17 protein-coding genes are annotated in these 23,342 nt (G+C 66.4%); 5 read left to right on the plus strand and 12 right to left on the minus strand.

Annotated features, from left to right (window positions below):
- Nucleotides 1-38: 38 nt before the first annotated feature.
- The 10 genes from citC to AZL_RS19930 form a co-directional block, all read right to left on the minus strand.
- Nucleotides 39-1,157 carry a [citrate (pro-3S)-lyase] ligase gene (gene citC / locus AZL_RS19885; RefSeq protein WP_012976260.1) on the minus strand — a complete coding sequence of 373 codons (1,119 nt, stop codon included), beginning with the start codon at nucleotides 1,155-1,157 and terminating at the stop codon, nucleotides 39-41.
- Nucleotides 1,158-1,549: 392 nt separating this feature from the next.
- Nucleotides 1,550-3,850 carry an NADP-dependent malic enzyme gene (locus tag AZL_RS19890; RefSeq protein WP_012976261.1) on the minus strand — a complete coding sequence of 767 codons (2,301 nt, stop codon included), beginning with the start codon at nucleotides 3,848-3,850 and terminating at the stop codon, nucleotides 1,550-1,552.
- 125 nt (nucleotides 3,851-3,975) lie between these two features.
- The gene (locus tag AZL_RS19895; RefSeq protein ID WP_012976262.1) at nucleotides 3,976-6,525 is read right to left on the minus strand and encodes a sensor histidine kinase; all 2,550 of its coding nucleotides are present in this window, start codon (nucleotides 6,523-6,525) and stop codon (nucleotides 3,976-3,978) included.
- Nucleotides 6,515-7,189: a response regulator transcription factor gene (locus AZL_RS19900; protein WP_012976263.1), complete on the minus strand. Its 675-nt coding sequence runs from the start codon at nucleotides 7,187-7,189 to the stop codon at nucleotides 6,515-6,517. Before AZL_RS19900 ends, AZL_RS19895 begins: the two co-directional genes overlap by 11 nt.
- Before the next feature lie 175 nt (nucleotides 7,190-7,364).
- Nucleotides 7,365-7,571, minus strand: coding sequence for an antitoxin Xre/MbcA/ParS toxin-binding domain-containing protein (locus tag AZL_RS19905; RefSeq protein ID WP_042444323.1), 207 nt, complete (start codon nucleotides 7,569-7,571; stop codon nucleotides 7,365-7,367).
- Nucleotides 7,572-7,744: 173 nt separating this feature from the next.
- A complete protein-coding gene (locus AZL_RS19910; RefSeq protein WP_012976265.1) occupies nucleotides 7,745-8,431 on the minus strand; it encodes a TetR/AcrR family transcriptional regulator in 687 nt (228 codons plus the stop codon).
- A gap of 198 nt (nucleotides 8,432-8,629) precedes the next feature.
- Nucleotides 8,630-9,910, minus strand: a complete 1,281-nt coding sequence (locus AZL_RS19915) for a TRAP transporter large permease subunit (RefSeq protein ID WP_012976266.1) — start codon at nucleotides 9,908-9,910, stop codon at nucleotides 8,630-8,632.
- Between the two features lie 60 nt (nucleotides 9,911-9,970).
- On the minus strand, nucleotides 9,971-10,516 hold the full coding sequence (locus AZL_RS19920) for a TRAP transporter small permease (RefSeq protein ID WP_012976267.1): 546 nt from the start codon (nucleotides 10,514-10,516) through the stop codon (nucleotides 9,971-9,973).
- A gap of 45 nt (nucleotides 10,517-10,561) precedes the next feature.
- Nucleotides 10,562-11,500: a dihydrodipicolinate synthase family protein gene (locus tag AZL_RS19925; protein WP_012976268.1), complete on the minus strand. Its 939-nt coding sequence runs from the start codon at nucleotides 11,498-11,500 to the stop codon at nucleotides 10,562-10,564.
- A gap of 89 nt (nucleotides 11,501-11,589) precedes the next feature.
- Nucleotides 11,590-12,612, minus strand: coding sequence for a TRAP transporter substrate-binding protein (locus AZL_RS19930; RefSeq protein ID WP_012976269.1), 1,023 nt, complete (start codon nucleotides 12,610-12,612; stop codon nucleotides 11,590-11,592).
- Between the two features lie 201 nt (nucleotides 12,613-12,813).
- Here AZL_RS19930 and AZL_RS19935 point away from each other — a divergent pair, with 201 nt between their 5' ends.
- Entirely contained in the window at nucleotides 12,814-13,896 is a 1,083-nt protein-coding gene (locus AZL_RS19935; protein WP_012976270.1) for a LacI family DNA-binding transcriptional regulator, read from the plus strand.
- Between the two features lie 34 nt (nucleotides 13,897-13,930).
- On the opposite strand, the gene AZL_RS19940 is transcribed toward AZL_RS19935, so the two are convergent.
- Together AZL_RS19940 and AZL_RS19945 are read right to left on the minus strand one after the other, a co-directional pair.
- The gene (locus AZL_RS19940; RefSeq protein WP_148219502.1) at nucleotides 13,931-16,117 is read right to left on the minus strand and encodes a TonB-dependent receptor; all 2,187 of its coding nucleotides are present in this window, start codon (nucleotides 16,115-16,117) and stop codon (nucleotides 13,931-13,933) included.
- Nucleotides 16,118-16,267: 150 nt separating this feature from the next.
- Nucleotides 16,268-16,657, minus strand: a complete 390-nt coding sequence (locus AZL_RS19945) for a DUF2946 family protein (RefSeq protein ID WP_052293713.1) — start codon at nucleotides 16,655-16,657, stop codon at nucleotides 16,268-16,270.
- 419 nt (nucleotides 16,658-17,076) lie between these two features.
- On the opposite strand from AZL_RS19945, the gene AZL_RS19950 reads away from it, so the two are divergent.
- The 4 genes from AZL_RS19950 to AZL_RS19965 are packed head-to-tail and all read left to right on the plus strand — an operon-like array spanning nucleotide 17,077 to nucleotide 23,299.
- Nucleotides 17,077-18,366 (plus strand): hypothetical protein, encoded by a 1,290-nt coding sequence (locus AZL_RS19950; protein WP_042444327.1) that lies wholly within the window; start codon nucleotides 17,077-17,079, stop codon nucleotides 18,364-18,366.
- A 33-nt stretch (nucleotides 18,367-18,399) separates the two neighbouring features.
- Entirely contained in the window at nucleotides 18,400-20,763 is a 2,364-nt protein-coding gene (locus AZL_RS19955; protein ID WP_012976274.1) for a CHAT domain-containing protein, read from the plus strand.
- A gap of 37 nt (nucleotides 20,764-20,800) precedes the next feature.
- A complete protein-coding gene (locus AZL_RS19960; protein WP_012976275.1) occupies nucleotides 20,801-22,366 on the plus strand; it encodes a CHASE2 domain-containing protein in 1,566 nt (521 codons plus the stop codon).
- A 12-nt stretch (nucleotides 22,367-22,378) separates the two neighbouring features.
- Entirely contained in the window at nucleotides 22,379-23,299 is a 921-nt protein-coding gene (locus AZL_RS19965; RefSeq protein ID WP_012976276.1) for a hypothetical protein, read from the plus strand.
- The last annotated feature ends 43 nt before the right edge of the window (nucleotides 23,300-23,342 follow it).

Raw genomic sequence — 23,342 nt, forward strand, 5'->3', positions numbered from 1 at the left:
GGCGGCGGACGCACCAAGCGTCACACCGCCGGGCCGGTTCACATGCCGGCCGCCAGGGCCCGGCGCGCCAGCGCGTCGGGCTCGCCGCCATGACCCGTCGGGTCGGGGGCGAACGGCAGGATTTTCGACAGGTATTTCTCGCGCAGCAGCTCGAAGGTCGGCGCCGGCACCAGGGCGCGGATGCGGTCGAGGTCGCGGCTGCGCAGAAGGCGCCGCACCTCCGACGCCGAGATCGGCGTGCCGCCCGAGCGGGTGCGCGCCTCCTCGATCACCGTCACCGCCGGGGCCGTGCTGCCGGCCCCCTGGAGCCAGAATTTCATGTCGGCGTTGTATTTGCGCGTGGTCTCGCAGAAGGGCTCGGTGCCGACGAAGCGATGGGTGATGCCGAGCGCCGGTGCGATGTGGTTGCGGAACAGCAGCAGGTCGATCGCCGTGCAGCAATCGCCGACCACCCCCTTCTCCTTGAAGAAATAGTCGGGGAAGGTGGCGCGCGAGACCATGTATTGCGAGCCGTGATGCAGGGTCAGCCGCTCGATCCCGCGCACCCCCTCCTCGACCAGCGCGTAGCGGTCGCGGTAGGAGACGAAGGAGACATCCTCGCTGACCACGAAAAGGTGCAGCCAGTCGCATTGGGCCGCCGCCAGCCTGACCAGATACTGGTGGCCGAGCGTGAAGGGGTTGGCGTTGATGACGACGCCGCCGATCTTCGCGCCCGGCGGCAGTCCCTGCGGACGCAGGGCGCGCAGCCGGTCGCAGTAGGAGCGGATGCCGACCGGGGTGTTCTCCATCAGCGTGACGTAGCCCGGCACCTCGGCCAGCGCGTAGAAGCCGCAGCCCTGGAAGAAGGAGACGTTTTCCGGCCGGGTGTAGAGGAACAGGTGCGAATGGCCGCGCTCATAGGCGAGATGGACGATCTCGCTCAGCAGCGTCAGGCTCAGGGAGCCGCCGCGCAGGTCCGGATCGATGGCGCAGCATTTGACGATGTTGCTTTCCAGCCCGGCGCAGGCCACCAGCCGCCCGGCGGCGCGGCAGACCACGAAGACCTGGATATGCTCCTCGTAATCCAGCCCGCAGCTGCCCAGCAGCGCTCTGATGTCCCGGCGCTCCCGGGCGCTGGTCGCCGGATCGACGGCGTAGAAGTCGAATTCGTCAGTCACGGATTCATGCTCCTTCTGGAGCTTCCGACAGGGTGGTCGCGGTGTTTCATGGGTCGGGCACTCCCTTCCCCCGCGCCGGTAGCGACGCCTCGCGGGCGTCCGATATGACCCAGTGTGGACCGGACTTCTGTCAAATCGCTGTCAGGCCCGCTTCCCCTCATGGTCCATTTTGTCGCGGCTCATTGCTTCCAGCACGATCGCATTCGACTCCCTCTCCCGCCCCGGGAGAGGGAAGGGGCCCATGGCATCGCCATGGGAAGGGTGAGGGGTAGCACAAGAAACCATGCGCTTCTGGACCCTTGCCTTGCCCCTCACCCTCCCCACGCCTGCGGCGCGGGTCCCCTCCCTCTCCCGGGACGGGAGAGGGCAATTACCGCCGAATGTGATTCCCCTTACTCCGCCGCCTGGCGCAGCGGAACCGGGGTGGTGTCGATCTGGGCGTCGACGACGGCAAGCGCGGTGACGTTGACGATGCCGCGGGTGGTGATCTCCGGCGTCACGATGTGGGCCGGGGCGCTGACGCCGAGCAGGATCGGGCCGACCGACAGGCCGTCGCTCAACACCTTCAGCATCTCCAACGCGATGTTGGCGGCGTCCAGCGTCGGCATCACCAGCAGGTTGGCCTGCCCGCGCAGCCGGCCGTTGGGCAGGGCGGCGTCGCGCACCGCCTCGCACAGCGCCGCACCCGCCTGCATCTCGCCATCCGCCCCCAGCTCCGGCGCCCGCCGGCGCAGCAGCTCGCAGGCCGCCCGCATCTTCAGCGCCGACGGGGAATCCGAACTGCCGAAATTGGAGTGCGACAGCAGCGCCACCTTCGGCTCGATGCCGAAATGACGGACCTTCTCCGCCGCCAGCACGGCGATCTCGGCGATCTCCTCCGCGCTCGGGTCGGGATTGACATGGGTGTCGGTCAGGAAATAGGTGCCCTTGCCCAGGATCAGCAGCGTCATCGCGGCGGAGACCGGCGCGTCGCCGCGGCGGCCCAGCAGGTCGCGGATGTGGCGGTGATGCTCGGCATAGCGCCCGGCGGTGCCGCAGACCATGGCGTCGGCCGCCCCGCGCCGCACCATCAGGCTGGCGAAGACGGTGGCGTCGGCCCGCACCATGGTGGCGGCGAAATTCGGCGACACGCCGCGCCGGCCCATCACCTGCCGGTAGACGTCGGCATATTCGTGGCAGCGCGGGTCGCGCACCGGATCGACCACCGTGACGTCACGGCCGGAGGCCAGCCGCAGCCCGAGCTGTTCGATCCGCCGCGCCACCACCTCGTCACGGCCGAGCAGGATCGGCCGGGCGATGCCCTCGTCCACCGCCACCTGGGCGGCGCGCAGCACGCGCTCATCCTCGCCCTCGGCATAGACGACGCGCTTGGGCGCCTGGGCCGCCTTGTGGAAGACCGGCTTCATCACCAGACCGGAGCGGAAGACATATTGCCCCAGCCGCTCGCGGTAGGCGCGCAGGTCGGCGATCGGCCGGGTGGCGACGCCGCTCTCCATCGCCGCCTGGGCGACGGCCGAGGCCACATCGACGATCAGGCGCGGGTCGAAGGGCTTGGGCAGGATATAGTCGGGGCCGAAGCGCAACTGTTCGCCGGTGTAGGCGGCGGCGACCACGTCGGACGCCTCGATCCGCGCCATGTCGGCGATCGCCTTGACGCAGGCGATCTTCATCGCCTCGTTGATGGTGGTCGCCCCGACATCCAGCGCGCCGCGGAAGATGAAGGGGAAGCACAGGACATTGTTGACCTGATTGGGATAGTCGGAGCGGCCGGTGGCGATGATGGCGTCGGGACGGGCGGCGCGCGCCTCCTCGGGCGTGATTTCCGGATCGGGGTTGGCCAGCGCCAGGATCAGCGGTCTGGCCGCCATCGTCCTGACCATCGCGCCGGTCAGCACGCCCGGCCCCGACAGGCCGAGGAAGATGTCGGCGCCGGCCATCGCCTCGTCCAGGCCGCGCACGGATCCTGCGGTGGCGTAACGGTCCTTGTAGGGGTTCATGCCGGCGTTGCGCCCCTGATAGACCACGCCCTCGCGGTCGGCCAGGATGATGTTGCTCCGCTTCACCCCCATGCCGACCAGCAGGTCGAGGCAGGCGATGCCCGCCGCCCCGCCGCCGGTGGAGACGACGCGCACATCCTCGAAGCGTTTGCCGACGACCTGCAAGGCGTTGTAGACGGCGGCGGCGACGACGATGGCGGTGCCATGCTGGTCGTCATGGAAGACCGGGATTTTCATCCGCTCCTTCAGCCGGCGTTCGACTTCGAAGCAGGCGGGGGCGCCGATGTCCTCCAGATTGATGGCGCCGAAGGTCGGCTCCAGCCGGGCGATGGTGTCGACCAGGGCATCGACGTCCTTCTCGTCGACCTCGATGTCGAAGACGTCGATGTCGGCGAACTTCTTGAACAGGACGGCCTTGCCCTCCATCACCGGCTTGGAGGCCAGCGGCCCGATGTCGCCCAGCCCGAGCACCGCCGTGCCGTTGGAGATCACCGCCACCAGATTGCCGCGCGCCGTCACCTCCGCCGCGTTGGCCGGATCGGCGACGATGTCGGTGCAGGCGAAGGCGACCCCCGGCGAATAGGCCAGCGCCAGATCGCGCTGGGTCATCATCGGCTTGGTGGGCACGATCGCCAGCTTCCCCGGCTTGCCCAGACGGTGGTACTCAAGTGCGCGCTCTTTCAAATCGCCCGACATGGCATTCCCCAATATTTCGTGTCTCGCGGACGCATGTCGATGCCGAGAGCGGCATTTCCGCGGCTTGCTTGTCCGCTTCTTGACCAAGTCTTGGGGTTATAGGGGCCGGATCTGTCAGAAGCCTGTCAGTAGCGGTTGGTTATCATGCGCCATTGTCGCAGGAAGCGGGCGCGCTTGCTGTCGTCGAGAAAGACGAGAAGGCCGGGGTTGAGCGTGGTGTGCTGGAGCGGCCCGTTCAGTTCGGCCAGCAGATGCGCCGCCGAGAAGGGGCCGTCCACCGTCGGCGAGATGGCGTAGAAAGGCGTCCTGTTGGCGATCTGGGTCTGCCCCTCCTCCGACAGCAGATAATCGATGAACAGGCCGGCGAGACCGGCGAGCGCCGCCCCCTTGGGAATGGAGGCGACGCGCGAGGTGACCAGCGTGTAGTCGCTGGGCAGCACGATGCCGATGGGGGCGCCGGCCAGTTGCCGCGCCCGCGCGTAGGACCCGAGCAGATTGTAGCCGATCAGCCGCTCGCCGCGCTCGATCTGGTCCAGCATCTCGCCGGTGCAGCAGTGCTGATCCATGTGGCGGTCGGCCATCGCGTCCACCAGTTGCCAGAACTGGCTGTTCAGCACCGAATCCTGGGTGGCGAGCAGATAGCCGATGCCGCTCTGGGTGATGTCGTAGGTGACGATGCGCCCGTCATAGATTTCCTTCGCGCGGATCAGGCGGATCAGGTCGTCGCGGGTGCGCGGCACGTCGGCCTCCGGCATGCGGTCACGGTTGTAGACGATGACCGCCGGTTCCTGGGCGAAGCTGAACGCCTCGTCGCGCCAGTTGGCCCAGCGCGGCAGGGCCGCCGTCGCCGGCGACAGGTGGCGCTGCATGTAACCGTCATTGACCAGCTTCACCTGGAGGTCGGCGGAAGAGCTGATGACCAGATCGGGCAGCCGTTCGCCGGGATGGACGATGCCGTCATACAGCTCGACCGCCGTCAGCTCGTCATACTGGATGGCGATGCCGGGATTGCGCTGCTGGAAATCCCGGATCAGCCCCTCCATCACCGGCCGGTCGGTGGTGGAGGCGATGACGAGCGTCGCATTGGCGGCCCCCTGCGCGGCATAGATGGTGCGCTTGGCCTGCCCCTCCGCCGGCCACAGCACAAGCAGCGGGACGAGCAGCAGCAGAAGCGACGGCAGCCAGCAGCGCTCCGCCTTCCCCACCGTTTCATCCCTGTCGCCATGCCCTCCCCCGCCATGCCCTCCCCGGCCTTCCGTCCCGTCACCGGTCCGGCAGGCATGGCACCGGTGGTCGAGCGGGAACACCATGCGGGCGATCAGGCCGCCGCCGGGACGGTCGTTCAGCGAGAAGGCGGCGCCGTGCCCATCGGCGACCGCCGCGACGATGGCGAGCCCCAGCCCGCTGCCCACCGTGCCCGCCGCCGAACTGCCGCGGCCAAAACGGCTCAGCACCTTGGGCTTCTCCTCGTCGGGAACGCCGGAGCCGCGGTCGGCGACCTCGATCACCGGGCCGCGGTCGCCGGTGGCGGGCCGCAGCCGTACCTCGACCGCGCCGGCGTCGCCGCCATATTTGACGGCGTTGTCCACCAGATTGACCAGCGCCTCGCGCAGGATCACCCCGTCGCCGCAGACGGCGATGTTGTCGTCACCCTCCTGCTCGACACGCAGCGTCGTGTCCTCGGCGATGGCGGCGGCGCGTTGCACCACCTGCCGGGCCAGAACCGTCAGATCGACGAAATCCGGGTGCAGCGCCTCGCTGCGGTGGACGACCATGGCATGGCTGAGCAGTTGGGTGGTCAGCTCGCTGGCCTCGACGGCGTTGCGGTGGATGCGGCCGACGATGCGCTGGAGCCGGGCGGGGTCGGTCTCCTCCGAGGCCAGTTCCGACTGCGAGCGCAGGGCCGCCAAGGGCGTGCGGATCTGGTGCGCCATGTCGGCCAGGAAGGTCTTGGTCGATTCCAGATTGCCGTGCAACCGCGCCATCAGCGTGTTGATGGCGCCCAGAAGCTGGCCCACCTCCACCGGGGCCGACACGTCGATGGGACTGAAGTCGTTGGGACGGCGGGCATGGATCAGCCGCTCCAGAAAGCCCAGCGGCGCCAGCGCCTGCCGCACGCCGAACCACACCAGCCCGATGCTGACCAGCATCATCAGCATCACCGGCAGGAAGGAATTCAGGAAGAAGCCGCGGGCCAGCGTGTCGCGCTCCTCGCGCGTCTGGGCGACGACGATGGTCACCCAGTTGGCCCGTCGGGCCTGGACGATCAGATGCCCCAGCGCCACGACGCGCACCGGCTCGCCGCGATAGACCGTGTCGGTGAAGCTGGCGGCATCGTCGCGCCGCACCTCTCCCGGCAAATCCTGATAGCCGATGACGAGGCCGCCGTCGGTATCGAGCACCTTGTAGAAGGCGCGGTCGCGCTGCGCCATGGCGAGGATGCCGAGCGACGAATAGGGAAGATCGACCACCACGGCGCCATCCTCCACCCGCACCGCATCGGCGATGGCCAGCGCGGAGGCGAGGAGCAACTGGTCATAGGCGCCGTCGGCGGCGCGGCGGGCATCGGTGCGGATCAGCAGGAACAGGCAGCCGGCCACCAGCGCCAGCACCAGCGCCAGCCGGACCATCAGCCTTTTCTGCAACGACCCCGCGGTGCGGCCGTCAGGCGGCATCTTGACGTTCCGCGACATAGCCCTGGCCATGCACGGTGCGGATCACCACCGACGCGCGGTCCAGCTTGCGGCGGAGACGGGAGACATAGAGTTCGATGGCGTTGGGCGCCACCGGCTGGTCCAGGCTGCACAGCCGGTCGATCAGCGTGTCCTTGGTCATCACCCGTTTCAGGTTCGACAGGAACAGCTCCAGCAGGCGGAATTCCCGCGCGCTGAGATCCACCGCCTGGGCCTCGACCGTCACCTTCTTGGTGGCGGTGTCGAAGACCAGATTGCCGAAGACCTGTTCGGAGGTGGCGATGCCGTGATGGCGGCGCAGCAGGGCGCGGCAACGCGCCTCCAGCTCACGGAAGTCGAAGGGCTTGACGACGTAATCGTCGGCGCCGAGGTCGAGCGCGTCCACCTTGGTGTCGACGCGCGAGCGGGCGGTGACCACCAGGACCGGCGTCTGGTCGCCCTTGCGGCGCAGCTGGCGCAGCAGCGTCTGCCCGTCCGGGCCGGGCAGCATCAGGTCGAGGATGACGAGCTGGTATTCCTCGCCCGCCAGCAGCTCCTCCGCCTGATAGCCGTCGGCGGCCCAGTCGATGGCGTAGCCATGCTTGCGCAGCCGCTGGATGATCGCGTCGGCGAGATCCTCGGTGTCTTCCACGACCAGTATGCGCATGCTTCCCGCCTCCGTCGGCAGAGGGTCCCGCCCGTCACGACACTATGGAAAGGGGATGGCCGCCGCCACCCTGTCCTGTGTCAAGCCTATACGCCGGAACCCGCGAGCGCGGCATCCCGCCGCAGTGAATCCCGGCGAAGGATCACCGCCCCGGATCGCCGATCCCCGCCCCCCGTCAGACGGGCTGGTCCAACTCGATCCGGCGCAGGCAGTGCAGGACCTGGGCCATGCCGTCACCGGTCTTGACCAGTTCGCCGGGCTTGCCGCCCAGCAGGCTGTCCTTGCAGCCCATCCACTCCACGGCGCGTTCCGCCGTACCGAGAACCTCGACCGCGCGGTCGAAAACCATCTCGCCGTCCAGCACGGCATTGACCCCAATCATGATACCACCTCGACTGTGGAGAAGGCCGGCCACCCGATGGCGCCGGCGGAAGCCGACCGCCGGATCGCGCCACGCGACAGCGGGCCCACCGACATCGTGCCGGCCTCCACAGTAATCCCCGCCACCTGTCAAAGACCTGTCGGCGGACGCGGGCCCGACGGCTCCCTGGCGGCTCAGGCGCCGATCGCCGCCTCGACGAAGTCGATCACCTCACCGGCGTAATAGTCCGGGGTCACGCCGCGGCGGCGATATTTGGCGCGCTTGACGTACCAGTCCTGCAACAGCGGCTTGATCAGCGCCGCCGTCATCTCGACGTTCGCCACCCGGAACCGCCCGGCCCGCATCCCGTCGTCCAGCGTGTCGGCGATCAGCTTTTCCGTCGCCAGCTCGTTCGCCACCGCGAGATCGCGCCCCTCCTTGGAAAACGCCTTGGCCTCCATATAGGCGAAGACGAACCAGGGGTGCATCGCCTCGGTCAGGTATATGTGGGTGGACAGAAGCCAGCGCAGCCGGCCGGCGGGATCCCCGGCCAACGCCTCCGGCGGGCGGCACAGCACCTCGTCGACCGCGCCGACCACCTGCCCCAGGATCATCATCAACAGCGTGTCCTTGCCGTTGAAATGGGCATAGAGCGCGCCCATGCTCAACCCCGACTGCTCGGCGAGGTCGCGCAGGCCCATGGAATGGAAGCCCTTGCGGTTGGACAGCGTCAGGGTGGTCTCGACGATGCGGACCAGATTGGCGATGGCGACCGCCGGCTTCTTGACGCGGATGGCGGCGGCGTGGCGCTCCAGGATGCGGGCGCACAGGGCCTCCATCGACAGATCGAACCGCGCCTGGAATTCCTGAAAGCTGTTCATCTCATCCTCGCCGTCACGCCCGTCCCTCCGGGCATGCGCCCGTGATCTCCGCCCTTACCACAAAAGACCGCCGCCGGCGAAGACCGCCGCCATAAAAAACGAGCGCTCGCTCTCTTGATGTGACGCGAAAAACCCGCTTCCCATCGGGAAGCGGGTCTTCGATACGGCGGATGTCCCCGGCGGACGTCCCCGGCGAACTCAGCCGGCGAACCAGCGGGCGGGGACCAGCACCAGCGACGGGAACAGCACCAGCAGCGCCAGCACGATCAACTGGGCGGCCATGAAGGGCCAGACGCCGCGCATCAGGTTGCCCATGCTGATCTTCGACACGCCGGCCACCACGTTCAGCACGGTGCCGACCGGCGGCGTGATCAGGCCGATGGCGTTGTTGATGATGAACAGGACGCCGAAATAGACCGGATCGATGCCGGCCTGCTTGATCACCGGCATCAGCACCGGCGTCAGGATCAGGATGGTCGGCGCCATGTCCATCGCCGTTCCCACGATCACCACCAGCACCATGATGGCGGCCATCAGCAGGGTCGGGCTGCCCATGAAGGGTTCCAGCAGGTCGCCGACCTGGGCCGGCAGATTGGCGATGGTGATCATCCAGGCCGACACCATGGCGGCGGCGACCAGGAACATCACCACCGCCGTGGTGGTGGCCGCCGCGGCGAACAGATCGAACAGCTGGGAAGGCTTCAACTCGCGATAGACCACCACGGCGACGAACAGCGCGTAGGTCGCGGCCACCGCCGCCGCCTCGGTCGGGGTGAAGATGCCGAACTTCAAGCCGAAGATGATGATGCCCGGCAGCATCAGCGCCCAGAAGCCGTCCTTCACCGCCGCCGCGATCTCACTCCTCGTCGCGCGCGGCGACGGGGTCAGATCCTCGCTGCGGACCACCAGCCACCAGGCGGCGACCAGCCCCAGGCCCAGCATCAGGCCCGGCATGATGCCGGCCAGGAACAGCTTGGTGATCGACACGTTGGCGGCCACGCCGAACAGGATGAAGCCGATCGAGGGCGGGATGATCGGCGCGATGATGCCACCGGCGGCGATCAGCCCGCAGGAGCGCGCCTTGTCATGACCGGCCCGCACCATCATCGGCACCAGCAGCGCCGACAGGGCGGCGGCATCGGCCACCGCCGACCCCGACAGGCTGGCGAGGATGCAGGAGGCGAGGATGGCGACATAGCCGAGCCCGCCGCGGATATGGCCGACCAGCGCCATCGCCACGGCGACGATGCGCCGCGACAGGCCGCCGGCATTCATCACCTCGCCCGCCAGCATGAAGAAGGGCACGGCGACCAGCGGGAAGCTGTCGGCGCCGTTGACGACGTTCTGCGCCACGATCTGGGCGTCGAACAGGTCGAGATGGAACATCAGCGCGACACCGCACAGCAGCAGCGCGAAGGCGATCGGCGTGCCGATGGCCATGGCCCCCAGCAGCGAGCCGAGAAAGACGGTGACGGTCATGGAAGAAGGCTCCTTGGCGCTCGGGCGTCCGGAATCGGGCTTTGGAGGTCAGGCGGCCGATCAGGCGGGCCGGCCGGAGGCGGTGTGCGGGGCGTCGATCGTCTCCTCGGACTCCGTCACCATGATCAGCTCGTCGTCGCCGAGGCGGCCGGCCAGGGCGCGGACGAGGTTGACGGCCAGGATCACCAGCGCCAGCACGCCGAACAGCACGCCGGCGCCATAGAAGAAGCCCATCGACAGGCCGGTCGCCGGCGCCGCCACCGACAGGTTGATCAAGGTCTGGTCCCAGCTGCCGCCGAGCAGCAGGCCGGTGGCGTAGATCATCAGCAGATGGCTGACGCAGAAGCAGACCAGGCGGCCGGCGCGGGGCAGCAGGGCGACCATGGTGTCCATGCCGAGATGGCCGTGCCTGTGCAGCGCCACCACCGCGCCCATGAAGGTCATCCAGACGAAGAGGAGACGCGACAGCTCCTCCGACACCGTGATGCCGCTGTTGAAGCCGTAGCGCAGCACGACGTTGCCGAACACCAGCACCAGCATGCCGGCCAGACAGGCCACGATCATGACCTTCAGAACGAAGACATACCCGTCGATGAAGCGGCCCATCCGGCCCTCCCCTGTGGTTTCTTGTCCGCCCCCTCGCGGGGGGGCTCAGGCGGCCGGCAGGGCCGCGATCCTGGCGCGGAAGGCGTCGGTGCCGGCGACGACCTTGTCGAGCACGGCGTCGAGCGCCCAGAAGCGTTCGCGCACGTCATACTGGATCACCCGGCAGCGGATCGACCCGAAGGTGCCGAGCCGCTGGTGATACATCTTGGCGAAGGCCGGATAGCCCAGGCTTTCCGACACCGCGGCCACCACCAGGAAGGTCGCCAGCTCCTCCGCCAGTTCGGGATGGCGGTCGCCCGACAGCCGCATCCAGCGATAGAGATCGGGATGGATGTTGGTGAACACGCCGGTGAAGCCGGGCGACCCCGCCCGCATGGCGTCGCGCGCGATGGCGGCGTTGGCGTTGATGATGGCGAGGCCGGAACCTTCGGCGATCGCCAGACGGCGCTTCACCGTGTCGAGGTCGCAGCTGACATCCTTCAGCAGGACGAAGCGGCCGGTGTCGATGCACAGCCGCAGCTCCTCGTCGCTCAACAGCCGGCGGTAGGGCGCCGGGCATTCATAGAGCCCCAGCGGGATGTCGCGCGGCAGCCGCTCCAGCAGATGGGTCAGGTGATGGCGGAACGCCGCCGTCCCCTCGTTCTTCGGGTCGAGATGGTTGGTCACCAGCACCAGAGCGTCCCCACCGGTGGCCGCCATCGCCGCCAGCTCCGCGACCTGGGCGTCGAGATCGTCGCTGATGTGGCCCGACACCACCACCGGCACGCGGCCGGCGACGGTTTCGACGACGAACTTCGCCAGCTCCACCCGCTCCTCCAGCGACAGGAACTGCATCTCGCTCGACTGGCAGACGGCGAACAGGGCATCGGCGCCATTGGCCAGATACCAGTCGATCAGGCGGGCCAGCCCCGGACGATCGATCTCGCCGGCATCGGTGAAGGGGGTCAGCATCACCGGGATGATGCCGTCAATGCGCTGCGCCATGGGGAGTCTTCCAATCGGGAGGGAATGCGGGAATCACTGGGAGACGGCCCTGCCCGGCGAACCAGCCCGCCCGCCGGACAGGGACGCCGTCACTGGGCGGCGCGCGCCTTGGCGATCTCGGCCTGGGCCTGGGCCATCAGCGCGGGATCGACCTTCTGAGCGAACTTCTCGACCACCGGTCGGATCTTGGCGCGGAACTTCTCAAGCTCCGCCGGGGCCAGCTCGGTGACGGTCATGCCCTTGGCCTTGAGTTCCTCCACCGCCTTGCCAGCCTGCTCGCGCGACACCCGGCGCTCGTAATCGCGGGCCTCCAGCGTGGCGTCCTGGATCAGCTTGCGCTCGTCCTCGTTCAGCTTGGCCCAGAACTTGGCGCCGACCAGCACGGCCTGCGGGTTGTACATGTGGTTGCTGAGCGTCAGGTACTTCTGCACCTCGTTCAGCTTGGCGGTCAGGATGCTGGGGGCCGGGTTCTCCTGACCGTCGACCGCCTTGCTCTCCAGCGCGGTGTAGACCTCGGGGAAGGGCAGCGGCACCGCGTTGGCGCCCAGCGTGTTGAACAGGTCGAGATAGATCGGCGACTGCACGACGCGGATCTTCAGACCGGCGATGTCCTCGACCGAGGTGATGGGACGCCGGCTGTTGGTCAGCTGGCGGAAACCGAGCTCCCAATAGCCGAGCCCGACCAGACCCTTGGGCGACAGCTTGTCCAGCAGGGTCTTGCCCACCGCGCCATCCATCACGGCGTCCGCGACCTTGGGCGAGTCGAACTGGAAGGGCAGATCGACCAGAACGAAATTGTCGTCCAGGCTGGACAGCAGCCCGGCGTTCAGCACCGTCATCTCGACGATGCCACCCTGCAGGGCCGAGATCATCTGCACGTCGCCGCCCAGCACGCCGTTGGTGAAGAGCTGGACCTTGATCTTGCCGCCGCTCTTCTCCTTCACGATCTCGGCGAACTTCGCCATGCCCAGCGCCAGCGGCGACCCGTCGGCCCCGGTGCTCGCCAGCTTCATGGTGCGTGCGCCGATCTCCGCCGTGTTGCCGGCGCCGCTGAACAGCAGCATGCCCGCCGTGACGGCGCCCGCCAGAAATGCCTGAAGACCGTTGCGCATACCATTCCTCCTGTTGCGGCCCGTTCGGAAGGCGGGCCTTTCGCGGATTGCCGTGGGAAGCGGGGCGGGAATACTGGCCGGCACCGCCGATGTAAGCGCTTACATAGATCGCTGGGCGGACTGATGCAACAACAAACTTGACGCACCATTGACGATATGTAACCGCTTTCAAAATCTCGGCTTCCGGGCCGCCCCAGGGAGATGCCAGCGATGTCGAAGCGCGAGCCGAAGCCAGCACATGCGCCCCGCGCGCCCCGCGCGGTGGACGTCGCCGCGGCGGCGGAGGTGTCGACCGCGACCGTTTCGCGCGTCTTCAACAGTCCGGAGAAGGTCGCCCCGGCGATCCGCGAGCGGGTGCTGGCCACCGCCAGGGCGATGGGCTGGATGCCGCATGCCGCCGGCAGCGCGCTGGCGCGGCGGCGCAGTTCCATCGTCGGCGCGGTGATTCCCACCCTCGACAACGAGGTTTTCGCCGCCCAGGTCGGGGCGATGCAGGCCGCCTTCGCCGAACGCGGCATCACGCTGCTGCTGAGCTGCTTCAACTACAACCAGGATCAGGCGGTGCACGACGTGCAGGCCATGCTGGCCCGCGGGGTGGAGGCGCTGGCCATCGTCGGCGAGGCCCACCGGCCGGAGCTGTTCAGCAGCATCCAGGCGCGGCGCATTCCCTATGTCGTCACCTATACCCATCGGCCGGACAGCCCGCATGTCTGCGTCGGCTTCGACAACCGGCAAGCCTTCCACGCCATCACCCGCCACCTGCTCGACCTCGGCCATGAGACCATCGGCGTCATCATCCAGCCGACCGCCGGCAATGACCGCGTCACCGCCCGCCTGGACGGGATAAGGGAGGCGCTGGCCGAACGCGGGCTCGGCATCCGGCCGCAGCATCTGCGGGAGGGGGAATGGAGCATCGATTTCGGCCGGCGGAGCGTGCGCGCCATCCTGGCGAGTGATCCGGCGCCGAGCGCGGTGATCTGCGGCAACGATTATCTGGCGATCGGCGCCCTGCTGGAAGCGCGGGCCATGGGGCTGACGGTGCCGCGGGACCTGAGCATCACCGGCTTCGACGATGTCGCCATCAGCCGCCAGCTCGATCCGCCGCTGACCACCATGCAGGTCGACAATCACCGGATCGGCCGCCGCGCCGCCGATTACCTGCTCGCCTGCCTGGACGGGGACGAGCCGGCGGCGATCCCGCCGCTGGTGCCGACCCTGATCCCGCGCGGCACGACGGGCGCGCCGACCCGCTCGACACCGCCCGCCGCTTCCCGGACGGTGTAAGACGGGCCGGCGTGAAACGGGCCGGCGCCTTGGATCAGAACTTCACCGTCAAACCGGCCATGAAGGAGCGGCCCGGTCCCGGCAACGCCCCGATGGCGCCCTGGTTTCCACCGGCCTTGAAGTCGGCGTAGTCGACGCCGCCCAACGGCAGGTAATAGCGCTGGTCGAACAGGTTCTCGACCCCGGCATCGACGCGGATGCCGCCCCATTCATAGCCGGTGCGCAGAGCGACCAGGGCGTAGCCCGGCGTCTTCGGCTCGTTGCGGGCGGCCTCCACCCGGTCCTTGCGGACCGCCGCCTGCACCTCGATGGCATTGCTCCAGCCGCCCAGCCGGTGCTCCAGCGTCACCTGGGCGTTGAGCGGCATCATGTGATAAAGCGACTCGCCGCTGTCGAGGTTGCGGCCATGCACCCAGCCGGCCACGCCGGACAGGCGGAAGCTGCCGATCTCCCCATCCTCATAGACCCTGGCCGCCGCCGACAGGTTGGCGCCGACAAGGACGGCGTCATGGTTGGCGAAGCGCAGCTTGACGAAGCCGTTGCCGAGCGTGCCGATCCGCTCGACGTCGATATAGTTCCGCACATAGGTGTAATAGGGGGTGAGCTTCACCTCCCACGCCTTGCGGGTGGCGTCGTGCAGCGACAGGGTGGCGCTGGCGGTGTTGGCGACCTCCGGCTTCAGGCCGGGATTGCCGACATAGCCGTTGGCGTCGCCGAACCAGCCATTCATGCTGCTCGACATGCCGCCGGTGCCCCAGGCATAGCGCTCATACAGGTTGGGCGAGCGGGTCTTGCGGGCATAGCCGGCTTCGATGGCGCTGGTGTCGGAGGGGGTGTAGCGGACCAGCGCCGTCACATCGACATTCACGTCGGTGCGGGCATGGCCGCGCGCGTTGAAGGCGCGGGCGTCGGCGGCGTCCGGATTGGCCATCCGCATCATGCCGACGCTGTTCTGCCAGGAATAGGGCTGCACCGCGCCGGTGTCCATCCACACCACGTCGTTGCGCACGCCGAGCAGCGTCGTCCAGGCCGGCGACCAGGCGGCCTCCCATTCGGCGAAGGTGCCGAGACGGTCGCGGCTGCCGTCCTTGACATTCCAGAAGGTCAGCGGGCTCATCATCGCGACGCCAGCCACCGGATCCCACCAGTCGTCGAGATGGGTATGGCGGAACTCGCTGCCGACGCGCAGGGTGTCGCGCGCCGACAGCGGCAGCGTCGCCTTGACCGAATAGCCGGCATCGGTGGTCAGCGTGTCCATCGGCATGCCGCCCTTGGCGGTGCCGCCCTTGTCCTCCAGGAAATTCATGGCATGGCGGGTGCGGCGCCAGTTGGCGCGCGCATCCAGCGTTCCCCAGTCGAAGGTCCCCTCGTAACGGCCGTTGAGGAAGAGGGTGCTGTTGTCGGTCAGATCCATGCGCTGGGTGGGAAAGCCCTGGTAGGGCATGGTCTGGATGCCGCCCTGCACCGTGACCTGATGCCCGTCGCGCCGTGCCCCGAAGGTGACGGCATTGTCCTGCACGTCATAGAGGGTCGAGCGGACGGTGCGCCCGCCGCCGGCCTTGTAATTCCCGGCCCGGCTCCAGGAGCCGTTGTAGCCGAGGCTGAAGCGATCGTCGGCGACGGACGCTTCGGCCGCTCCCGTCACCCCCCGGCCGTTGGAGCGGTAGGAGGCCGAAAGCTTGCCCTCGGTGCGTGGCGGCTCGCCGGGGGCGGCGAAGACCGGCGGCGCGCTTTCGACGGCGATGGTGCCGGCGATGCTGTCGCCACCGGCGCTGACGGGCGTGATGCCGGCCATCACCTCCACCCTGGACAGCCGCGTCGGCGTGATGGTGGACAGCGCCGGGTTCATCTGGTTCGGGCAGGCGGGGGCCACCGGCGCGCCATCCACCAGCACATTGACGCGGTCGGCGCCCAGCCCGTTCAGCGCCGGCAGGCTCGACACCCCGCCATTGCCATAGAGGCTGACGCCGGGCAGGCCGCGCAGCAGGACGGCGACGTCGTTGGTGGTGAGCCGGCGGCCGCTCAGCCCCTCCCCACCCAGGCCGCTGCCGGCGGGCAGCGCGTCATCCGGGCTCGCGACCACCGAGATGGCGGGAAGCGACTGGGCGAGGGCGGTGACGGAGGACTGGGCGAAAGCGACAGTGGGAACCAGCCCGGCCAGGGCGGCACCGGACAGCAGGCCGGCGCGCAGAGCACCGGCCGTGGCGAAACGCAACGGCATGACGAATCTCGATCTGAGGCCAGCCGGGCACGGCACCGCGCCGTCGGCGCGGAGAACGTGCGAAGCTGGAAGGAGGGACGGTTTGACGGCTGGTAAGGGCGGGCGGGCGGCCACGCGAATCCCTCGCGCGGTGATCCCGAGATCCCGGCCTTAGACCGGTGGCGCGCGGGCCTGGAGGGTGGACAGGAACCAGCCGGCGGCCACCAGGTCACCGGGCAACAGGTCCGGGCCGTGACGCCCGATCGCCGCCGGGGCGATCCGCAGGTCCGGCGGCGGCATGGACAGCCCGCCGACCAATGGACAGAGCGGGCAGGAACCGACCGACAGGCCCGGTTCGCCCTTGCCGGCCTCGGGACCACCGCCCGTTCCGCGATCGTCCACAAGCAGGGTCTTGAACCCATCCGGCGTGCAGATGACGATCCGGCCGCTGTCGGCCGCATTGGCGGAGGCGATCATGGCGGGCATCCACGCCCAGGCGACGATCTGCAACAGCAACGCGACCGCGCCGGCCGCAAGGCCGGATCGTCCCGTGGATCGCATCCTGTCGTCTCTGGCCGCCTTCATGCCGCTCCGTCTGCCCCCGTCACCGGCGAATGTCCGGCACGCGGTGGGCGCGGCACACTATCCGAAATGCCGCGGTCGGGCTCAGCGGCATTTTCCCGCAGGGGAGGACTCCCAGCCATGACGGCACCGGCAGCATCCCTGGATTGGAGATTTCGATTTCGCTCCACCCTTTTAGGAAACAGTAAACCATAATTTGAATCTCAAAAAGAGCGCTGGCAACGTTGACTCAATCTTACAAAGAAAATAAATTTCTCTTATTCCGGAACGGATAGATAGAGGGCATCGTGAACAATCTTTGTATGCAAAATAAGTTCAAATCTTTAGTTGTGAAATTTACAACTCTTACGGTGCCTGCGACAATCCTCTTCGCTGGTTCAGCTTCCGAAGCGAAAGATTTGTTCCGGCTGGACGCCTATCTGACCCTGCAATCCGCCACCTCTCTCGGAGCCACCACCAGCGCGGGAAGCGGATCGGGAACGGGAACACTCCCAACAAGCCGGCCGCAGACCAACATCACCAACCAGATTTCCGGGAATACCCAGTCCGCCAGCGTGTCCTTCAACAAGATCTCCGATCTGGTCGATGCCTTGTCCGGCCAGAACCTGAAGAATTACGTCAATCTCTATACGGACAACTCGGCCGTCACCACGAATCTTTTCATCAGGGGGCTTTCGACGACGGCTTCCTATGGCGCCAATTCGACCGCGCTCCGTTTCAATGTTCCGTCCATCGGCATCGATCTGACCTTCACCGGCACGACACGAAAGGACAGCCAATCGCAGTTCAAGGATTTCCTGCTGAAGAACGGCGGCGATATCCTGGCGCGGCTGATGCGGGAACTGGTGGCGACATCGCCGGTCGACCCGGTGGCGGGCAATCCGAACAGCCTACAGGCGCAGATGAACGCCACCTCCTTCAGCACGGCCACCGGCTTCGGCGTGTTGAGCGATAAGCCGTCACCGCAGGCTCCGGGAAGCTCGGAGCGGCCGAACAACCCGAACCTCTTTTCCGCGGGCGGCGATGCCGGCCTCGCAAGATCCGGCGGATATACGACCGCATCGGTTCATCTGCCGCTGAAATACACCATCTCCTTTCCCGATCCCGACTATGCGCTGACCTTCGATCTGCCCCTGACCTATGTGCGGACCGAAGGGGCGCAGTCGGGGATCGGCTCCTTCGGCGCCTCGCTGCGGGTGCCTCTGGTGGCGGAGCGCTGGTATCTTTCGCCCTCGGTCCGCGCCGGCGCCGCCGGATCGATCGATCTCGGTTCCGCCGCGCTGATGTATTCGGCCGACCTGACGAGCTTCTACACATTCCACGCCACGCCGGATTTGAAGATCGGCATCGGCAATGGCATCGGCTTCTACAAGACCGGCGGTTTTTCGGTCAGCGGCTATTCGTTCGATTACAAGCTGCGCAACGCGATCACGAAAAACGGGATCAGCATCGAGGGTCCGCTGGACGGCGCCCTGTTCGAGCGGCCGATCAGCTGGCAGGCCTATGTCACCGACACCTACGCCTTCGGCGACCGGCTTTACGTTCCGCATTACAATGAACTGGGGCTGGTCGTCGGCACACGCCATGCGGACGGCGACCAGATGTGGGACTCCTTCCGTCTCGGCCTGACCTACACGGTCGGACGGAACTACAACGCGCTGAAGCTGAACGCCGGCTACCGCTTCTGACCCTCCTTCGCCCTTCACCGTGGAGTTGCCCGGATGCCCGAGACGGCTTTGCGCGCGATGGTCGCGTCGCTGATGATCCTGCTGACCGCATGCGGTCCCGTCCTGTTCGTTCCCGAATATGAGCTGACCAGGCTTGGGACGGAACGCGACGGGATCTCGCCTGAGGATTTCGACGACATCGCGGCGGGCCGTCTGGGCAACCTGCGGCAGCGCCTGCGCGCTGTTCCGATCGAACGGCAGAGCGTCTTGAGCCTGAATCTGCTGTGCGAACTGGAATTGCGGGCCGATGCGCTGGGCGAGGCGGAGGCCTGCAACGAGAAATTCCTGAAGAAGGCCGGGGCGACCCCGGCCGCGCGGGCGATCACCAACCGCCGCGAGGCCCTGCTGCACTTGGCCCAGGGTCGATATGAAGAGGCGTACAACTATATCAAAGGCGACGAGAGCGACAACGGCGTGATCTTGGGAAAGCTGATTTCGCTACGCGTCAATCCATCGAACCTGGACCTCATGATCCCCGAGATCGAGTTGCGGGCCCGCAGCAAGCAGCCGCAGCCATCCTTCTGGGCCGCGACCCTGTTCGCGGAGGTCGGACGATGCGACAGGACCCTCGCCCTGCTCGAGGACCCGAACCGCAGGCTGCTGGCGGATTACGGCCTGGGAACACAGCCGGCTTCGGCCAATGCCGCGCGGCCGACCTTCCGGCTCGACCTGGTGAAAGCCTTCGATATCGGCATCCTCGGCAATCATTCGATCGCACCGGCGGGAAATGTCCATGTCGAGTTCCTGGCGGCGAAATGCATGGCCACGCTCAACCGTACGGCCGATGCCCGCCGCCATCTCGACAGGCTGCTGTCCTATCCCGACATCGCCTCCTACAGAACGGTGCATTGGCAGTCCCTGCAATTGATGGGGCGCCTGGAACGTCCGGACAATCCCGCCGCGGCGGTGGACCGCTTCAAGCAAGCCATCGACCTGATCGAGGCAAGCCGCTCGTCCATCGCGTCGGATATCGGACGCCTCGCCTTCTCCGCCAGCAGCTATGCCGCCTATCAGGAATTGGTCGCGCTGCTTCTCGATCGCGGCGCCTTCACGGAAGCGTTGGAATATATGGAACGGGCGCGGTCCCGGCTGCTGGTGGAGCGGCTGGTCGGCGTGCAGGGCAAGAAGACCCATGATTCCAGCCGACCACGGGTGGCCGCCAATCAAGCGAAACTGCTTCAATCCGACGAGTTCCTGAACCTCCAGCCGTCCGGCTCGGAAGCCTTGAAGGCCGCCCAAGCCGCCCGGGAGGCATCCGACGCCATCGCACGGGACGCCCCGGCCCTGGCCGTGGTCAGTGGCGCCAGACCGCTGACCTTCTCCGAGTTCCAGCCACGGTCCGACGGCGATGAGGCCACGATCGTCTTCTTTCCGATCCGGAGCGGCACCGATGCCCCGCAATGGCATGCCCTGCTGATCGAAAATGGCGCGATCCGCAGTCATCACACTCTCGGCTCCTCTCCCGTACCCCTTGGATCCTTTGTCACGGAGATCCAGAGCGCGCAGGATGACAGCTACCGGGAATCGGCAAGACGACTCTACCGGCATTTCCTGGAGCCGCTGCTGTCCTCCACGCGGACAAGCAAGCTGCTCATCGTGCCGCATGGTGAATTGTTCGCCGTTCCGTTCGGCGTACTCGACGACGGCTCAGGGCCGCTTATTCAATCGAGGCAGATTCGCATCGTTCCCAGCCTGACCGCCCTCGCCACCCTGCGGCGGGACGAGCGGCAGCAGCCGCCCAGAGTCCTGGCGCTTGGCAATCCGGAACTGCGCGAAGATAAGAAAAATCCGCCGTTGAAAGCCGCCGAACGGGAGGTCGATATGCTGGAGAAGCTCTTTCCCCGCACGGCCGGCTACGAGACATCGGTTTATAAGAAAAAGGACGCCACAATCGAAAGGGTCCTCAACGAGGGGCCGAACACACGCATTCTTCACATCGCGGCGCATGGCAAATTCGAACCACGCAAACCACTGCAAGCCGGATTGCAGCTGTCGGATCTGGCGGGCAAGGGCGAACTGACGGTGGAAATACTCCACACCACGCAAATACCGACGACGCTCACGGTGCTGAGCGCCTGTGTCTCGGCGATCCGTGGCGACGACCAGGACCAGGATCTGACCAGCATCGCGGACGGCTTCCTCAGCGCCGGCGCCCAATCGGTGGTGGCCAGCCTGTGGAAGGTGAACGACATCGCCACGACACCCCTCATGGAGGCATTTTATTCAGCATTGCGCGATGGCAACACGGCGGCGACGGCCCTGCGCATCGCCCAGATGCGCCTCAGTCAGGACAAGCAATATAGCCACCCTTATTACTGGGCGGCCTTTGTCCAGATCGGCTCCGACATACGCATATAAAGCAATTTTTGGAAATTCATACCGAAGAAAGATCATTATGCTGAATAAACCCAGGATAACCGCATCTGATTGGCTGAAAAAATATCTTCCAGAAAGAAAGATCAGGCACAAAAAAATCATAATCAGCAAAGTATTCTGGGTTTTCCTCTTGACTTTTTTCGGCCTCGTTCCCGTCGGCGCGCTATATCTGATAAAGGACACTGCCCTGAAAAGGCAGATCGAAGACTACACATTCGGGGTCTACAGCTCATTCTGGCGGAATGTGCCGGTCGGGAACCTCAATGTCGCCTTCACCCTGTTCGGCGTCACCCGTGAAACCATCGATGGCTGGGAACAGCCGTCACCCAGGATCCGGCGCGACCGGCTGAAGGATCTGGTCCGGATCGCCGTCGATGGCGGGGCGACGGCGGTCGTCCTTGATGTCGGCCTGGATGGCGAGGAGCCCGGCAACAACGAGCTGTACGAGTATCTCGCAAGCCTGAATAATCCGGCCGGCACACCGGTGTTCCTCGTCCGCGATCTGCTGCTCGATGAGCCCAGCCGGAAAGAGGCCGGCAAAGCCGGCGGCTGCCGCATGGCCCGGAGGACCATGTTCAGCGCGCTGGATAGCAAAATGGATAGTAAAACTTCGCAGATCCACTGGGTAACCGCGACCATCGGCGGCAATCCGCGTTTCCTGACCGCACAATACCTGACGCAATATGAGCGGGTCTGCACCGACACGGTTCCCCGCATCACGCCATCGGTCTTTCTGGCGATGAGCGCCTTGATCGACGCCAATGGAAACGGTCCGGCAGAAACCCCGGCGGCGGCTTTGGCCGATTTGACAGAAAAACTGACCAAAGCGGTCGAACGCCATATCCCCCAAGACTCCTTCTGTTCGAAGGAGGCGCCGGAACCGATCTCTCTTGCCAACGGACGGACCATCCTGTTGGACCAGAGCCCGTGCCGGACAGGAAACTGGATCCGTTTCACGTTGCCCTGGCTGTTGGAAAAGGGCGAGTTGCCGGCCATGTACGGCCCCGACAGGGTACCAGTGGTCGATCGCAAGTTCATCGATGACCAGACCCTTAAAGCCCAGCCGTCGTCACAGACCATGTTCCGGGGACGCATCGTGGTGATCGGAGCGGCTGATCAAGGATCAGGCGATATCAAGGTTACTCCCCTCGGCTGGATGCCGGGGACGATGGTCATCATCAACGCCCTCCACTCGCAGATCAATTTACCGGAATTCCGGATATTGGATAAGAAAGGCATTCTGGCACTTGAGCTGTTCATCAGCTTCCTGGCATCGGTCGGCGCCGTATTCTTGGCGGAATTCGCCAGAAGAGCGTTTTTCGTCAATGCCGTGATCATCGTTTCCTGTTGCGTCATCATTCCTGGAGCCGCGGTTTATATCTGGGGCGCCGGTCTCTGGATGGATGTGACGGCGCCGGCGATCAGCGCATTCATCCACCATAAGATTCTCCACGCCGTGCTCCATCGCTTCAGGCATCGGACTCACGGCGCGAGTTCCCCGAAGCCTCCGTTGCCCGCCCCGGCAGAGGTGCGGCCGGTGACCACAAGCCCGGAAAAAGCGGATATTTCGACGACCCAACTCTAAGGAGCAAAAGACATGTCAGGAAAGACCGGAAGCAGCCTGTCGGCAAAAGGACTGCTCGCGACGATCCTGGGCGGTCTGGCGATGGGGTGGACGACGCCATCACTGGCCCTCGTCATCGAAAGCGGCTTCGTCGCGCTCTCCGGCAACCAGCCGGTGGAGGTGCAACGCGGAGCCAGCGGCTCGCTGGAGCGAATCCCCGCAAACAGCATGTTCCGGGTCCAACAGGGCGATGTCATCCGCGCGTCGGTTCGGACGACCGTGAAAATCGCCCTGTCACGCGACAGGGACGAGGAGGTGACGATCGATCAGAATCGGCCCTTCCCCGTCGCCGGACAAGGTGTTCCTTCGACCGTGTCCGACAACATGTTCCGCTTCCTGACGGCCTGGCTCAGGCCGGCGGCGCTGCCGGAAACGATGCAGAACATCACCCGGGGCCCGGATGATGACGGGGCGACGGCCCCGGTGAGATGGAGACTCAACAACAATCTCGTGGCGGGGGGCAGGAGGCTCGCCCTCGCCTGGAGCAACATCCCCGGCCCCGTCGAGTTGACCCTCCGATCGGACAGGAACCGGACGCTTGCGCATCTTGCCGGCATAACAGGAGGCAAGGCGACGCTTGAAAACAGCGAAGGCGCGTTCGAGGCGAACCGGCTCTACCGCCTGACGATCAAATGGCAGACTGACGAACGCACCATCGATATCCGGACCTACGCTCCGAACGCGGTGCCGGTCCTCAATCCGGACCGGCCGGACAACCCCGCCGATGCCAAGGTGCGTGGGATCGTCGATGCCGTGCGATTGGCCGCCAGCGACGACGGTGCCTGGACTCTCGAAGCCTACCAGCGACTGTCCGCCCTCGACTCGCCGGTCGCGGCCCTCGCGGCCAAACAGCTTGCCGAGGGAAGGAAGCCGCCAGCCCCTCCCCCGCAATGACGCCCTGGCCGGACGCGGCGCTTTCCCCGGCGCCGCGCCGACG

It is taken from the genome of Azospirillum sp. B510, assembly GCF_000010725.1.
Taxonomy (GTDB): Bacteria; Pseudomonadota; Alphaproteobacteria; order Azospirillales; family Azospirillaceae; genus Azospirillum; species Azospirillum lipoferum_B.

What these genes read in the sequence shown, in the direction of transcription:
- AZL_RS19900 (WP_012976263.1), bottom strand. Translation starts at nt 7,189, where the DNA reads ATGCGCATACTGGTCGTGGAAGACACCGAGGATCTCGCCGACGCGATC.
- AZL_RS19935 (WP_012976270.1), top strand. Translation starts at nt 12,814, where the DNA reads ATGCCAGCGATGTCGAAGCGCGAGCCGAAGCCAGCACATGCGCCCCGC.
- AZL_RS19955 (WP_012976274.1), top strand. Translation starts at nt 18,400, where the DNA reads ATGCCCGAGACGGCTTTGCGCGCGATGGTCGCGTCGCTGATGATCCTG.
- AZL_RS19965 (WP_012976276.1), top strand. Translation starts at nt 22,379, where the DNA reads ATGTCAGGAAAGACCGGAAGCAGCCTGTCGGCAAAAGGACTGCTCGCG.
- AZL_RS19920 (WP_012976267.1), bottom strand. Translation starts at nt 10,516, where the DNA reads ATGGGCCGCTTCATCGACGGGTATGTCTTCGTTCTGAAGGTCATGATC.
- AZL_RS19895 (WP_012976262.1), bottom strand. Translation starts at nt 6,525, where the DNA reads ATGCCGCCTGACGGCCGCACCGCGGGGTCGTTGCAGAAAAGGCTGATG.
- AZL_RS19905 (WP_042444323.1), bottom strand. Translation starts at nt 7,571, where the DNA reads ATGATTGGGGTCAATGCCGTGCTGGACGGCGAGATGGTTTTCGACCGC.
- AZL_RS19930 (WP_012976269.1), bottom strand. Translation starts at nt 12,612, where the DNA reads ATGCGCAACGGTCTTCAGGCATTTCTGGCGGGCGCCGTCACGGCGGGC.
- AZL_RS19910 (WP_012976265.1), bottom strand. Translation starts at nt 8,431, where the DNA reads ATGAACAGCTTTCAGGAATTCCAGGCGCGGTTCGATCTGTCGATGGAG.
- AZL_RS19940 (WP_148219502.1), bottom strand. Translation starts at nt 16,117, where the DNA reads ATGCCGTTGCGTTTCGCCACGGCCGGTGCTCTGCGCGCCGGCCTGCTG.
- AZL_RS19890 (WP_012976261.1), bottom strand. Translation starts at nt 3,850, where the DNA reads ATGTCGGGCGATTTGAAAGAGCGCGCACTTGAGTACCACCGTCTGGGC.
- AZL_RS19925 (WP_012976268.1), bottom strand. Translation starts at nt 11,500, where the DNA reads ATGGCGCAGCGCATTGACGGCATCATCCCGGTGATGCTGACCCCCTTC.
- AZL_RS19960 (WP_012976275.1), top strand. Translation starts at nt 20,801, where the DNA reads ATGCTGAATAAACCCAGGATAACCGCATCTGATTGGCTGAAAAAATAT.
- AZL_RS19915 (WP_012976266.1), bottom strand. Translation starts at nt 9,910, where the DNA reads ATGACCGTCACCGTCTTTCTCGGCTCGCTGCTGGGGGCCATGGCCATC.
- AZL_RS19945 (WP_052293713.1), bottom strand. Translation starts at nt 16,657, where the DNA reads ATGCGATCCACGGGACGATCCGGCCTTGCGGCCGGCGCGGTCGCGTTG.